The sequence below is a fragment of the Paracoccus limosus genome (genome assembly GCF_009711185.1).
GTDB lineage: Bacteria > Pseudomonadota > Alphaproteobacteria > Rhodobacterales > Rhodobacteraceae > Paracoccus > Paracoccus limosus.
The window spans coordinates 1-13,866 of sequence record NZ_WMIF01000047.1; the positions used below are offsets into that span (position 1 = coordinate 1).

At 64.0% G+C, this 13,866-nt stretch carries 13 protein-coding genes and 4 tRNA genes; 7 read left to right on the plus strand and 10 right to left on the minus strand.

Translation table 11 applies throughout. The features are described 5' to 3' along the window. Nucleotides 1-1,108: ATP-binding protein (locus tag GL279_RS18360; protein ID WP_155066068.1), on the plus strand; the 1,108-nt coding region annotated here is incomplete at its 5' end. A gap of 8 nt (nucleotides 1,109-1,116) precedes the next feature. Further along, nucleotides 1,117-1,329: a KTSC domain-containing protein gene (locus GL279_RS18365; protein ID WP_084758556.1), complete on the plus strand. Its 213-nt coding sequence runs from the start codon at nucleotides 1,117-1,119 to the stop codon at nucleotides 1,327-1,329. A gap of 234 nt (nucleotides 1,330-1,563) precedes the next feature. Here GL279_RS18365 and GL279_RS18370 read toward each other — a convergent pair. The 10 genes from GL279_RS18370 to coaBC form a co-directional block, all read right to left on the minus strand. Next, nucleotides 1,564-1,640: transfer RNA gene (locus GL279_RS18370), tRNA-Arg, on the minus strand. A gap of 337 nt (nucleotides 1,641-1,977) precedes the next feature. Then, complete coding sequence (locus GL279_RS18375) at nucleotides 1,978-3,189, minus strand: cysteine desulfurase (RefSeq protein ID WP_155066069.1); 1,212 nt, start codon at nucleotides 3,187-3,189, stop codon at nucleotides 1,978-1,980. Continuing rightward, a complete protein-coding gene (locus GL279_RS18380; protein ID WP_155066070.1) occupies nucleotides 3,186-3,773 on the minus strand; it encodes a YIP1 family protein in 588 nt (195 codons plus the stop codon). The genes GL279_RS18375 and GL279_RS18380 overlap by 4 nt, the downstream gene beginning before the upstream one ends. After that, nucleotides 3,773-4,258, minus strand: coding sequence for a hypothetical protein (locus GL279_RS18385; protein ID WP_155066071.1), 486 nt, complete (start codon nucleotides 4,256-4,258; stop codon nucleotides 3,773-3,775). The genes GL279_RS18380 and GL279_RS18385 overlap by 1 nt, the downstream gene beginning before the upstream one ends. Nucleotides 4,259-4,273: 15 nt before the next feature. Then, nucleotides 4,274-5,602: a SufB/SufD family protein gene (locus tag GL279_RS18390; RefSeq protein WP_155066072.1), complete on the minus strand. Its 1,329-nt coding sequence runs from the start codon at nucleotides 5,600-5,602 to the stop codon at nucleotides 4,274-4,276. Then, a complete protein-coding gene (sufC, locus tag GL279_RS18395; RefSeq protein ID WP_155066073.1) occupies nucleotides 5,602-6,357 on the minus strand; it encodes a Fe-S cluster assembly ATPase SufC in 756 nt (251 codons plus the stop codon). Before sufC ends, GL279_RS18390 begins: the two co-directional genes overlap by 1 nt. Then, a complete protein-coding gene (locus GL279_RS18400; protein WP_155066074.1) occupies nucleotides 6,357-6,680 on the minus strand; it encodes a heavy metal-binding domain-containing protein in 324 nt (107 codons plus the stop codon). Before GL279_RS18400 ends, sufC begins: the two co-directional genes overlap by 1 nt. Further along, complete coding sequence (gene sufB, locus GL279_RS18405; protein ID WP_155066075.1) at nucleotides 6,677-8,203, minus strand: Fe-S cluster assembly protein SufB; 1,527 nt, start codon at nucleotides 8,201-8,203, stop codon at nucleotides 6,677-6,679. The genes GL279_RS18400 and sufB overlap by 4 nt, the downstream gene beginning before the upstream one ends. 1 nt (nucleotide 8,204) lies before the next feature. Next, on the minus strand, nucleotides 8,205-9,272 hold the full coding sequence (locus GL279_RS18410) for a cysteine desulfurase family protein (RefSeq protein WP_155066076.1): 1,068 nt from the start codon (nucleotides 9,270-9,272) through the stop codon (nucleotides 8,205-8,207). After that, nucleotides 9,269-10,555 (minus strand): bifunctional phosphopantothenoylcysteine decarboxylase/phosphopantothenate--cysteine ligase CoaBC, encoded by a 1,287-nt coding sequence (gene coaBC / locus GL279_RS18415; RefSeq protein WP_155066077.1) that lies wholly within the window; start codon nucleotides 10,553-10,555, stop codon nucleotides 9,269-9,271. The genes GL279_RS18410 and coaBC overlap by 4 nt, the downstream gene beginning before the upstream one ends. Nucleotides 10,556-10,691: 136 nt before the next feature. Between coaBC and GL279_RS18420 the strand changes: the two genes are divergently transcribed. From GL279_RS18420 to GL279_RS18440, 5 genes are all read left to right on the plus strand, one after another. Further along, a complete protein-coding gene (locus GL279_RS18420) occupies nucleotides 10,692-12,203 on the plus strand; it encodes a YifB family Mg chelatase-like AAA ATPase (protein WP_343039860.1) in 1,512 nt (503 codons plus the stop codon). Nucleotides 12,204-12,266: 63 nt separating this feature from the next. Then, nucleotides 12,267-12,342 (plus strand) — tRNA-Ile (locus GL279_RS18425). A gap of 139 nt (nucleotides 12,343-12,481) precedes the next feature. Further along, nucleotides 12,482-12,565, plus strand: a tRNA-Leu gene (locus tag GL279_RS18430). A 158-nt stretch (nucleotides 12,566-12,723) separates the two neighbouring features. Beyond that, a complete protein-coding gene (gene phaR / locus GL279_RS18435; protein ID WP_155066078.1) occupies nucleotides 12,724-13,317 on the plus strand; it encodes a polyhydroxyalkanoate synthesis repressor PhaR in 594 nt (197 codons plus the stop codon). Nucleotides 13,318-13,359: 42 nt separating this feature from the next. Next, nucleotides 13,360-13,449 (plus strand) — tRNA-Ser (locus GL279_RS18440). The last annotated feature ends 417 nt before the right edge of the window (nucleotides 13,450-13,866 follow it).

Genomic DNA, 13,866 nt, shown 5'->3' on the forward strand with positions numbered 1-13,866 from the left:
GATCAGCATCTCGTGCTCGGCCTCCGATAATCATCGAAGGCACAATGGACCCAACCCCCGGTCGGTGGGGTCCCTTTTGGACGCCGATCACCCCAGAAGCGGGGTCCTTATTGCAAGCCGTTCAACACCGTTCTCGCTGAAGCAGCTCTGGTATGACCTGATTGACTTTGAAACAGCCACATTCACCGGGCCGCAGCGCGACCAGCCTGCACTCGAAGCAGCGGGCAACCCGGAAACTTTAACCGCTCCTCGATACACGCCGCACGCTATGGGAGCTGCTGGGCCGTTCCTCAATCAGGCCGCTAAGGGCATCCGCCGCCCGCTTAACCTGCTGCGCTCTCGTCTTCTGGACCGGCGGTACGACTTTGTCCTCCATCCCGGCCCTTGGGAGCCCGACCTTGCCGGGCAAACGGCACAGGATCTTGATACGCTGCTCGCCGGCTGGCTTGGTCACGACCATCCAATCACAATCCTTGATCTCTCCGGGGTACCCAGCAGCGTCTTGGTCCGGCTGATTGGTTCCATACTCCGCGTTGTCTACGAGGCGCTCTATTGGAGCCGGGAAAAGACAGAAGGTGGCGTGCTCCGGCCTCTGCTGATCGTGATGGAGGAAGCCCATCGGTACGTGGGCCCAGATAGCGGCAATGTCGCTGCGGATGTCGTGAAGCGCATCGCAAAAGAGGGTCGCAAGTACGGAGTTGGAGCCATGCTCGTCTCGCAGCGCCCTTCCGAAATCGATGAGACTATCCTCTCCCAGTGCGGAACGCTCATAGCACTGCGCCTCTCCAACCCAGCCGATCGCGGCCGCGTGAAGGGTGCTCTTCCTGACAATTTATCAGGCCTCATGGACCTACTGCCAGTCTTGCGGACGGGGGAGACCATCATCTCTGGTGAAGCCGCACGACTGCCCGTGCGTTGCCGTGTATCGCTTCCCCCGGCAGATCGCTTGCCCCGCAGTTCTGACCCCGAAGTAAGCGCAGCTTGGCGGACCCGACGCGTGGCGGAAGGCTATGATCGCATGGTGGCGTCGTGGCGGGCGCAACGAACAACCGCTGTCGTACGGAAAATTGCAATAGATCGAATTCCCATCAACGAAGATGAGCAATAGGAAGACACATGCTTAGAGACCCTGTTTCCTCCAGCAACATCGCGTCCATCGGCTACGATCCCGGTAGTGAAACGCTGGAAATCGAATTCACGAACGGCTCGATATACCAGTATTTCAACGTACCTGCCGGATTGCATGAGCAGCTAATGGCAGCTCCGTCAAAAGGGCAATTCCTCAACACCTATATCAGGAACGCTTATCCGTATTCCCGCGTTGGATAGGACCCGCACTGGTGCTGCCCAATGGCTCGCTTACGGTGGAAAAGGCTTGCCCCTGACGGCAAGTCAACAGCTTGGTATCAAGCTGGCGTCCGACGGCCTTTTTTAAGTTCCAAAGCATGTCATTCGTAGATTAAGCAGCCGACGCCATTATGACGGTTACGACAAGCACGCTGTGAATTTGAAATTAGTTTAGGGGAGCGAGGCTCGACCCATCAAGCCAACCTCAAAAGAGGGTGGCGCACCCGACACGATTCGAACGTGTGGCCTCCACCTTCGGAGGGTGGCGCTCTATCCAGCTGAGCTACGGGTGCATCGTCGTTTTGATAGTGTGCGAGATCAACCAAGGTCAATCCCGAAACCAGTTACTCGAATCAACGTCATTCATGCGGTTCCGAGGGCCGCCAACTTCCGTCGTTCTTACTCTACAACCTCCTTAAAGTTTGCTTCCGTGGTGCTTCCGCGACCAAGAGAGCGATTTTCACAGTTCTATCGACTTCCACCAATTCCTTGGTTTCTATCGACATTTTCTACACCCACAACAAAGCCACTTGACTTACCTCTGCCTTCGGAGGGCAGCGCTCTATCCAGCTGAGCTATGGGTGCAGCGCTCCCGCTGCTTAGCCGCATTCCGGCGGCTCTGCAATGGGGTCAGGCGAAAAGCTCGCGGCAAAATGTCAGCCCGTCGATCAGGGCATCCACCTCGGCGCGGGTGTTGTACATGGCAAAGCTGGCCCGCGCGGTGGCCGGCACGCCAAAGAACTCCAGCAGCGGCATGGCGCAATGCGTCCCGGCGCGCACGGCAATGCCGCGCTTGTCGAGGATCGTCGAGATGTCATGGGCATGCGCACCCTGCATCGTCATCGAAAAGATCGCGCCCTTGTCAGCTGCATCGCCCTGCACCGAAAGCCAGTTCAGGCTGCGCAGCCGGTCGCGGGCATAGTCGCGCAGATCGCGTTCATGCGCGGCGACATTCTCCATACCCAGCCCCATCAGATATTCCAGCGCGACGCCAAGGCCGATCTGGTTGACGATGCTCGGCGTGCCGGCCTCGTAGCGCAGCGGCGGCTCGGCATAGTCCACGGTCTCGCGCGTCACGGTGCGGATCATGTCGCCCCCGCCAAGGAACGGCCGCATCTCGGCCTGACGCGCGCGGCTGATCCACATCGCGCCCGAGCCAGAGGGGCCGTAAAGCTTGTGCCCGGTGATGGCATAGAAATCGACGCCAAGGCTGGCCACATCGACTGGCATATGCACCGAGGCCTGACTGCCATCGGCCAGCACCGGCACATCCGTGCCCCGCGCCACCGCGCCGACATCGACCACGGTGCCGGTCACGTTCGACATATGCGTCAGCGCGATCAGCCGGGTGCGCGGGCCGACGGCGGCCAATACCTTTTCCGGCGGCAGGCTGCCGTCAGGCTCGGGCTCGACCCATTTCAGCACCACGCCCTGACGCTCGCGCAGGAAGTGCCACGGCACGATATTGGCGTGATGCTCCAGCACAGACAGCACGATCTCGTCGCCGGGCTGGAAACGCGGCGCGGCCCATGCGTAGGAGACGAGGTTGATGCCCTCGGTCGCGCCCGAGGTAAAGATCACCTCATCCTCATGCGGGGCGTTCAGAAAGCGTGCGATGATCGCCCGCACCCGCTCGTATTTCTCGGTCGCGAGATTCGACAGATAATGCAGCCCGCGATGCACATTGGCATATTCGCCCTCATAGGCGCGGGTGATGGCGTCGATGACCACGCGCGGCTTTTGCGCGCTGGCGCCACTGTCCAGATAGACCAGCGGCCGGCCGTTGACCTTGGTGGACAGGATCGGGAAATCCGCGCGAACGCGTTCGACGTCAAAGCTCATGGAGAGACCTCCGGAAGGATGCCAAGCGCCGCCGCGATCAGCGAAAGGACGAAACCCAGCACGAACAGGCTGCCGACAAAGCCGACCACCACCTTGGGCGTGCTGGTGAAGCCATGCAGCGCCTTGGTCATCGCGACGACCAGATACAGAAACAGCGCGCAGGCGATCAGGAACATCAGATTGGCGCTGGCCGGCATCAGCAGCATCAGCACCAGTTGCATGGCCTGCAGCCCGACCAGAATCAGCTCGATCCAGCCAATGGCCAGCAGGGCATCGGGAAAATTGCCGCGCCCGCCAAAGAGCCGGCCAACGACAGTCATGCAGAGCGCCGCCAAAGCAATGGTGCCGAACTGCACCCAGGCCAACGTCAGCGGCACCGAGAACAGCTCGCCCATCGCATCGCCCGGCGCGACCGGGAACAGCAGCAGCGACAGCGTCGAGAGCAGCGTGGACAGCGTGACCGCAAGGCCCAGCATCATCCAGCGCACCGACATCGGCAGCCGTTCCCCCTGCAACACGCGCAGCGCCGCCGCCGGGTCGCGCAAGGTCAGGACAACCAGATCGCCAATCTGTGCAGGTATCATCAGGCCTCCGCCAAGGCGCGCAGTCCCGCGCCCCAAATCACCAAAAAGCCCAGCCCGGCCAGCCAATGCGTCAATGCCAGCGGCAGCCCCGGCCCGACCAGCCCCGCCGTCAGCCCCGCCAAGAGCATCGCCGGCGACACCGCCAGAAGCGCCCAGAACAGTGCCAGCCGCGATTCGAGCCCCGATACCGGCTTGGACGTCAGCCGCGACAGCGCCGCGACCAGCGCCGCCAGCGCATAGGCCAAAAGCGGCATCACGAACAACACCGCCAGAATCGCCCCTCCCATCCGCGCCTGCAATGGCACCGCAGGGTCAAGATGCGCCGCCCGCGCATGGCCCGGCGCCTGAGCGATCAGGAACACCAGCATGGCGGCCATCAACAGCGCGATCAGCACCCGGTCCGGCGTGCCGCGCAACCCCGCAACCACGCGCCCGGGCCTGCGCCAGCTGGCCATGATGCGCGGAACGATACCGACCTGGCCCATGGCCCCACCTATATCTCAGCCGGCAGCGCGGCTGGTCAGCCAGTCGTCCAGCCGGCCAAGGATGGCGCCGCGCAGATCGTCATTCTCGATTTCGTCCAGCGCATCGGCAAGGAAGGACAGCACCAGAAGCACGATGGCCTGTTCCTTGGGCACCCCGCGCGAGCGCAGGTAGAACAGCGCGGTTTCATCCAGCGCCCCGGTGGTCGAGCCATGCGAGCATTTCACGTCGTCGGCATAGATTTCCAGCTCGGGCTTGGCAAGGAACTGGCTGCCCTCGTCCAGCAGCAGGCCCTGGCTGATCTGGTAGCCATCCGTCTTTTGCGCGCCGGGCTTGACCAGGATCTTACCTTGAAAGATGCCATGCGCGCCGTTCTTGAGCACCTTCTTGTAGACCTGACGGCTTTCGCAGCGCTCGGCGGCATGGGTGATGAAGACGGTGTCGTCGTGGTGAAAGCTGCCCTCATTGCCATCGCCCAGAACGGCGGCGGCGATATGGGCCACCGCGTCATTGCCGGCGATATGGATGACGCCTTCGTTGCGCATGACCCGGCCGTTCACGGCCAGCGCAAAGGATTTGAACAGCGCGCCCTCGCCCACGCGGGCAAAGACATGGCCAATGCCGATCCGCGCGTCATCGGCGCGCTTGCTGGCGATGTGGTGAAAACGCGCGCCCTCGGCCACGTCGACCTCGAGCACGGTGTTCGAGCGGGCACCGATGCCGCCGGTCTCCAGCAGCGTCAGTTCGGCCCCCGGCTCCAGACGGATGACGTGATGGACCACGACATCCGCCGCCGCATCGGCGCGGCGATAAAGCAGATGCACCGGGCGCGAGACCTTGCCGGTGACGCGGATCATAAGCCCATCGCGCGCCACCAGCGTGTTCAGCACCGCAAAGGGGCGCTTGACCGGGGTCTGGCCCTCGGCCTCAAGCACGCCATACAGCGTTTCGGCCCAATGCCCCGCGCCGACCTGCGCCATGCTTTCGATCTGCAGCCCCTCGGCGGTCAGATCGTCCGAGGCCTCGGCATCGAAGCGCCCGTCGACAAAGACCAGTTTCAGCCGGTCGATGTCATCAAACAGATTGGCCTCGCGGCCCGGCACCGCCAGCGGCTCGGGGCGTGCGGCGTTGAAGGGCGCCGGGTCGGTATAACGCCAGTATTCGTCGCGCGCGCCCGGCAGGCCCATGGCCTGCAAACGTTCGGCGGCATCGCGGCGGGCCGCAGCGGCAAAGCCGCCAGCAGGCAGCTCCAGCGCCTCAAGCCGGGCGGCCAGCGCCGTGCCGCCGGCGCGCGTCTTGCCCTCGACCGCCGGGGTCTGGGCGGTCAGAACAGCACCTTCCGCCATCAGTTGGCCTCCGCCAGCAGGTCGCCGTAGCCGTTCTGCTCGACTTCCAGCGCCAGTTCCGGGCCGCCGGTCTTGATGATGCGGCCGGCAGACATGATGTGGACCACGTCCGGTTTGATATGGTCCAGCAGACGCTGGTAATGGGTGATGACAAGGAAGCTGCGCTCGGGCGAACGCAGCGCGTTCACGCCATCAGCGACCAGCCGCATCGCATCCACGTCCAGCCCCGAGTCGGTCTCGTCAAGGATGCACATGCGCGGCTCAAGCATGGCCATCTGCAGGACTTCGTTGCGCTTTTTCTCGCCGCCGGAGAAACCGACATTGACCGGGCGTTTCAGCATCTCGCCGTCGATCTTCAGCGTCTTGGCCTTTTCGCGCACGATCTTCAGGAATTCGGCCGAGCTGAGTTCCTCTTCTCCGCGCGCCTTGCGCTGCGCGTTCAGCGCGGTGCGCAGGAAGGTCAGGTTGCCGACGCCGGGGATTTCGACCGGGTATTGAAAGGCCAGAAACAGGCCGGCCGCCGCGCGGGCTTCGGGCTCCATGTCAAGCAGGCTTTCGCCGTCCAGCGTGGCGTCGCCTTCGGTCACCTCATAGCCGTCGCGGCCCGACAGCACATAGGACAGCGTGGACTTGCCCGAACCGTTCGGCCCCATGATCGCATGGACCTCACCCGCCGGGACGACCAGATCGACGCCCTTGAGGATCTGTTTGCCCTCATCCTCAAGTTTGACGTGCAGATTCTTGATTTCCAGCATTATTTCGGTTCCTGTTCGACAGTCACGGATGTGCCCGAGGCGGACACCATCAGCATGTTGTTGATCACTTCATAGTCCAGATCGACACCGACCACGGCATTGCCGCCAAGCTGGCGTGCGCGGTCCTGCATCTCGGACAAGGCGGTTTCGCGGGCCGAGGCCAGCGCGTTCTCATAGGCACCCGAGCGGCCCCCGACGATATCGCGGATACCGGCAAAGATGTCGCGAAAGATGTTCGCGCCGATGATCGTCTCGCCGGTGACCACGCCGTGATAGGCGGTGATCCTGCGGCCCTCGATCCCGGGGGTGGTGGTCACGATCATCCGACCGAGCCTTCCAGCGAAATCGCGACCAGCGATTGCGCTTCCATGGCGAATTCCATCGGCAGAGCCTGCAGCACCTCGCGGCAGAACCCGTTCACGACCAGCGCGACGGCCTCTTCCTCGTCCATGCCGCGGGCGCGGCAATAGAACAGTTGGTCATCATCCACCTTGCTGGTCGTCGCCTCATGCTCGACCCGTGACGAGGTGTTCTTGACCTCGATATAGGGCACGGTATGGGCGCCGCATTGATCGCCGATCAGCAGGCTGTCACATTGGGTATAGTTGCGGCTGTTGGTCGCGCGCGGGTGCATGCTGACCAGACCGCGATAGGTGTTCTGCGCCTTGCCCGCCGAAATCCCTTTGGAAACAATGCGCGAGCGGGTGTTCTTGCCAAGATGGATCATCTTGGTCCCGGTGTCGGCCTGCTGCATGTTGTTGGCGATGGCGATGGAATAGAACTCGCCCTGGCTTTCCTCGCCCCGCAGGATGCAGGAGGGGTATTTCCATGTGATCGCCGAGCCGGTTTCCACCTGCGTCCACATCACCTTGGCGCGGGCTTCTCGGCAATCAGCGCGCTTGGTGACAAAGTTGTAGATGCCGCCCTTGCCTTCCTCATCGCCGGGGAACCAGTTCTGCACGGTCGAGTATTTCACTTCGGCATCCTCAAGGATGACGATTTCCACGACCGCCGCATGCAGCTGGGCCACGTCGCGCTTGGGCGCGGTGCAACCTTCCAGATAGCTGACATAGCTGCCCTTGTCGGCGATGATCAGCGTGCGTTCGAACTGGCCGGTGTTTTCGGCGTTGATGCGGAAATAGGTCGACAGCTCCATCGGGCAGCGCGTGCCCGGCGGGATATAGACGAAGGACCCGTCCGAAAAGACCGCCGAATTCAGCGTGGCAAAGAAGTTGTCCGACTGCGGCACGACCGAGCCGAGATATTTCTGCACCAGTTCGGGATGTTCGCGGATCGCCTCGGAGATCGAGCAGAAGATGACGCCGGCCTTGGCCAGCTCATCCTTGAAGGTGGTGCCGACCGAGACGCTGTCAAAGACTGCATCGACCGCGACCTTGCGCGCCTCGGCGGGGGATTCGTCCGCACCCTCGACACCGGCCAGCAGCATCTGTTCCTTCAGCGGGATACCCAGTTTCTCATAGGTCGCCAGCAGCTTGGGATCGACCTCGTCCAGCGACTTCGGCTTCACTTCCATGCTTTTCGGCCGGGCGTAGTAATACTGGTCCTGATAGTCGATCTCGGGATAGTTCAGCATTGCCCATTTCGGCTCGGTCATGGTCTGCCACCGGCGGAACGCGGCCAGACGCCATTCCAGCATCCATTCCGGCTCTTCGTTCTTTTTCGAGATCAGCCGAACGATGTCCTCGTTCACGCCCTTGGGGGCGTATTCCATCTCGATCTCGGTGTCCCAGCCGTATTTGTAGGACCCCATGTTCTGGACGGTCTCGACGGTTTCGCGGTCAACGCCCTCGCGGACTTCGATTGCTTCGCTGATCTGTTCAGCCATCTCAAACCCTTCCTGCGGTTGCCCGCTGATCATTCCGTTGCCGCCAGCGCGCATGGGCAGCCAGCCAGGCCTCGGCGAAACGCGCGACATCCCGACCGTCCGTTTCCGGTCCGATCGAGACGCGGATCGCATCGCCCGCCAATTCCGGCGCAATTCCCATGGCCGTCAGCACCGAACTGGGCCGGACCTTGCCCGAGGAACAGGCCGATCCCGCCGAGATGGCAAAGCCGGCCAGATCCATCTGCATCACCTGCGTCTCTCCGCGCCAGCCGGGCGTCAGGATCGACAATGTGTTCGGCAGGCGGCGGGATTCGCGCCCCGGGAATGTAACCATTTCCGCCCCGGATTCCAGTGTGGCCATCAGCGAATCGCGCATTTCCGAGACTTTTTCTCCGATTCCTTGATCCAGATCATTTTGCGCGGCGCGGGCGGCGGCGGCAAATCCCATGATGCCGATCAGATTCTCGGTTCCGGCGCGGCGGCCCTGCTCCTGACCACCACCCTTGATGCGGGATTCGATCTCGGTGCCGCGCCGGATCACCAATGCGCCCACGCCACGCGGTCCACCCAGCTTTTGCGCTGCGACAAAACCCGCCTGAATGCCCAGCCAGTTGAAGGCGAAGGGTATCTTGCCAAAGGCCTGCGTCAGGTCGCTGACCGCCAGCCCCTCGGGCAGATCCTGAATCACCCCGGTTTCGCTATTGGCCAGTTGCAGGGCGGACCCCGCCGGATCGGGCACGTTGACCCGGCCCGCGCCATCGGTGGCCAGCTCGCGGCGGCACCAAGCAAGCACCGCCTCATGTTCGATGGCCGAGCAGACCAGATCGCGCCCGGCGAGGATCAGCGCCGCTGCCTCGGTCGCGCCCGAGGTAAAGATAACATCCTGCCCCTCGGCACCCAGCGCGGTCGCGATCTCTTCACGCGCGCGTTCCATCGCGGATTTGGCGGCGCGGCCCTCGGCATGGACCGAGGACGGGTTGCCGACGATTTCGGTTGCCCCCAGCATCGCCTCGCGCGCCTCGCGGCGCAGCGGGGCTGTGGCGTTCCAGTCCAGATAGACGCGGTTCATGGCTGCGGCTCCTGCGGAGGCTGGCCCAGCGCCTCGGCGATGCGCGCGGCAAGTTTGCGGGCGACCTCGTCCTTGGGCATGCGCGGCCAGGCCTCGGCACCATCGGCGGTGATCAGTGTGACCGCGTTTTCGGTGCCGCCCATGATGCCGGTGGCGGGGCTCACGTCATTGGCGACAATCCAGTCGGCGCGTTTGCGTTGCAGTTTCGCGCTGGCATGGGCCAGCACATCGTCGGTTTCTGCAGCAAAGCCCACCACCAGCCGCGGACGTCCTTCGCGCAACCGTCCGATCCAGGCCAGAATGTCGGGATTTTCCGAGAATTCCAGCACCGGCGCGCTGCCAATGCCGTCCTTCTTGATCTTGTGATCCTGCGCATTGGCGACGCGCCAATCGGCCACGGCGGCGGCCATGACGGCGGCATCGGCCGGCAGCGCCGCCTCGACCGCCTCGCGCATCTCGCGTGCGGTCTGGACCCGGATCACCTCGACGCCCGCAGGCGGTGGGATCTCGGCGGGGCCGGTGACAAAGCTGACCCGCGCGCCCAGATCGCGCAGCGCCGCCGCAATCGCCGTGCCCTGCGCGCCGCTGGAGCGGTTGGCGATATAGCGCACCGGGTCGATGGGCTCATGCGTGGGCCCCGAGGTCACCAGCACATGCCGCCCGGTCAGCGGGCCGATAGCGGGCACCGGCGGCTCGGCAGGCAAAGCGACCGCGATTTCGGGCGACAGCCGCAGCGGCCGGTCGCGGCCCAGCATGGCAAGGATGCGCTCTCGGATCGCCTCGGGTTCGGCCATGCGGCCGGGACCGTATTCACCGCAGGCCATATCACCCTGATCGGGGCCGACAAAGCGGATGCCGTCCTCTTCCAGCGTGTCGCGATTGCGCTGCGTCGCCGGGTGCTGCCACATGCGCACGTTCATGGCGGGTGCGGCCAGCACCGGCTTGTCAGTCGCCAAAAGCAGGGTCGAGGCCAGATCATCGGCCAGCCCCGCCGCCATCTTGGCCATCAGATCCGCCGTCGCCGGAGCCACCACTACCAGATCGGCGGCGCGCGACAGCTGGATATGGCCCATCTCGGATTCGCGGGTCAGATCAAATAGATCGCTATGGCAGGGCGATTCCGACAGCGCCGACAGGGTCAGCGGCGTCACGAACTCGGCGCCCCCTTTGGTCAGCACCGGCACAACGGCAATGCCCTCGCGCCGCAGCATGCGGATCAGCTCCGGTATCTTGAAGGCGGCGATGCCCCCTCCGACGATCAGCAAGACGCGGCTGCCCAACATGGCGGCTCCTTCCCATTTCTTAGCCTGCACATAGGCCGAATGACGGCTCCGGACAAGGAAGCCGCGCCTTGGGCCATTCCGTTAACCAGTTCTTAACCCGGCATGGTTAACGCTCTGGGAAAAGAATTGGGGCAGGATCGTGGCAATCGCCTATACGGTGGCCTTCGAAGGCGTTGAGGCTCGGCTGGTCGAGGTGCAATGCTCGGTCGCGCCGGGCATGCCGGGCTTTGGCATCGTCGGCCTGCCCGACAAGGCGGTCAGCGAGGCACGCGAGCGGGTTCGCGCGGCTTTTGCGCATCTGTCCATCGCCCTGCCCTCGCGCCGGATCACGGTGAACCTGTCGCCGGCGGATCTGCCCAAGGAGGGCTCGCATTTCGACCTGCCGATCGCGCTTGCGGTGCTGGCCGCGCTGGAGATCCTGCCGGCCGAGGCCGTGGGTCAGGTCGTGGCCTTGGGCGAACTGGCGCTGGACGGGCGGCTTGCCCCGATTGCCGGCGCCCTGCCCGCCGCAATGGCCGCAGCCGAGGACGATCGCGCCTTGCTGGTGCCGCGCGCCTGCGGCCCCGAGGCGGCCTGGGTCGGCTCCGTTCCGGTCTTTGCCCCGCGCAGCCTGCGCGAGGCCATCGACCATCTCACCGACCGCGCCCCCCTGGCCCGGGCCATCGCTGGCGAAGCGGAAATCAGCAGCGACTATGAGGATCTGGCCGATGTCAAAGGTCAGGAGCTGGCCCGTCGCGCCATCGAGATTTCTGCCTCGGGGTGCCACCACCTGCTGATGGTCGGGCCGCCCGGCGCGACCAAGACCATGCTCGCCAAGCGCCTGCCCGGCATCCTGCCACCGCTGACCCCGCAGGAGGCACTGGAAACCTCGGTGATCCGCTCGGTGGCCGGTCTCTTGAAAAGCGGCGGCATCTCTCGCGCGGCTCCGTTTTGTCAGCCGCATCACACGGCCTCGATGCCGGCCATCGTCGGCGGAGGCCGAAATGCCGGCCCCGGGCAGATCAGTCTGGCGCATAACGGCGTTCTCTTCCTCGACGAGCTGCCCGAATTCGAGCGGCGGGTCATCGACGCCCTGCGTGAACCGATCGAGACCGGCGAGGTGCATGTCTCGCGCGCCAATGCCCATGTCTGTTATCCCGCGCGCTTTCTGCTGGTGGCCGCCGCCAACCCGTGCCGCTGCGGCAATCTGGCCGATGCCGCGCAGGCCTGCGCCCGCGCCCCGATCTGCGGCGCGGACTACATGGGCCGCATTTCGGGTCCGATGCTGGACCGTTTCGACCTGCGCATGGAGGTGCCGCAAATCACCTTGGAGGAAATGCAGATGCCCGGGCGCGGCGAAAGCTCGTCCACTGTGGCCGAACGCGTCGCTGCCGCGCGCGCGATCCAGACCCGGCGTTTTCAGGACCACCCCAAGGTGCGGGTGAATGCTGATGCCTCGGGGCGCCTGCTGGAAGAAATCGCGCCGCTGGACAGCGAATGCCGCGAGTTGCTCGGCCGTGCGGCCAGCCATTTCGGCCTGACCCCGCGCGGCTATCACCGCATCCTGCGGGTCGCGCGCACCATTGCCGATCTCGACGGCGCGGCCGACATCCGCCGCCCACATCTCTCCGAGGCGCTGAGCATCCGCGTGACCTTCAAGCCGGACTAGCGCCCCGCCACAGGTTGCCGCTTGACCTTCGCCACCGGCCCGGCCTAGTCCTGTCGCTGCGGCGGGCGTGTAGCTCAACGGTCAGAGCAGGGCGCTCATAACGCCTTGGTTGGGGGTTCGAATCCCTCCGCGCCTACCATCCGCAGCCATTTCTCCAGCCAATGCAGGTAGAAGCGTTCCGCAGATCCCGATTGCGGGACCGCCGGTCGGGGATCACCCGCAGCGCTGCATTTTGACCTTGAGCTTTGCGATGGTTTATGTTCCTTGGGCACGTTGTTGCGGGTGTGGTGGAATGGTAGACGCAGCGCACTCAAAATGCGCCGCCGCAAGGCATGTCGGTTCGAGTCCGACCACCCGCACCACCTGATCCCCCGCTCCGGATCCCCCAATCATCTTGTCGCAGCGTCTGCACCCGCCCCGATTCCGGGTGCCGCAACGGCTTTGCCGCTTTGCGGCGATTTTCTTTGCAATTCCGCGACTGTTTTTCCATCATGCTGCAAATGCATCGCCGGAGGAGCCCATGGCCGAGCTCGATAAGACAACGCCCCTGCTGATCAAGCGTTACGCCAGCCGCCGGCTCTACAACACTGAAACCAGCGATTACGTCACGCTGGAGGATATCGCCGGATTCATCCGCGGTGGCCGTCAGGTGCAGATCGTCGATCTGAAGACCGGAGACGATCTGACCCGGCAATATCTGCTGCAGATCATTGCCGAGCACGAAGGCCGAGGCGAAAACGTCCTGCCCACCGATGTGCTGACTGATCTGGTGCGCAGCTATACGACGCAGGCGCAATCCGTCGTGCCGCAATTCCTTGCCGCCAGCTTCGAGATGCTGCGCGAGGGTCAGTCCAAGATGATGGAGAATCTGGCGACCTTCCCCAATCCGATGTCCTCGATGCCGGGGTTCGAGGCGCTGCAACGCCAGCAGCAGCTGTTCTTGAAGGCGATGGCGGCCGGCTGGGGCGCCAGCGCGTCAAGCGGCCCCGAGGCCGAAGAGGACGAGGCTCAGCCCGCCAAACGCGGCACCGCACGCAAACCCGCTGCCGGCGAAGACATGGACGAAATCCGCCGTCAGCTTGCCGAATTGCAGAAGCGGATTTCCCGCCTCTGACCGCTTGCACTGGCCGGCCCGTCACGATAAACGGGCCGCCACGGACGGTTGGCCGAGTGGTCGAAGGCGCACGCCTGGAAAGTGTGTAGGCGGGGAACCGTCTCGAGGGTTCGAATCCCTCACCGTCCGCCATTACTCATTGATAATAAACGATTTTACGGCGGCATTTGCGATCAACCCGCCAAACATCCCGCCATGTTAAAAGTGCTTGATCGCGACACGGCGCGACGCCATTGCGCCACGATCACGCCGCGCGATCCGCCACAAATGCCCCGTCTCCCGGCGTCATGACTAGCCGCCAGCCGTCGCGCCGCCCTTGGCGAACGATCCCGAGGCCGGTTCCTTGCAACGCTTGGCCCAGTTCCGCGACGGCAGCGTTGAGCAGCGCATACGCTTTCGCGGGCGGCGGGCCCCCATCTGGATTGTTGAACGGCTTGCAATAAGGACCCCGCTTCTGGGGTGATCGGCGTCCAAAAGGGACCCCACCGACCGGGGGTTGGGTCCATTGTGCCTTCGATGATTATCGGAGGCCGAGCACGGGATGCTGAT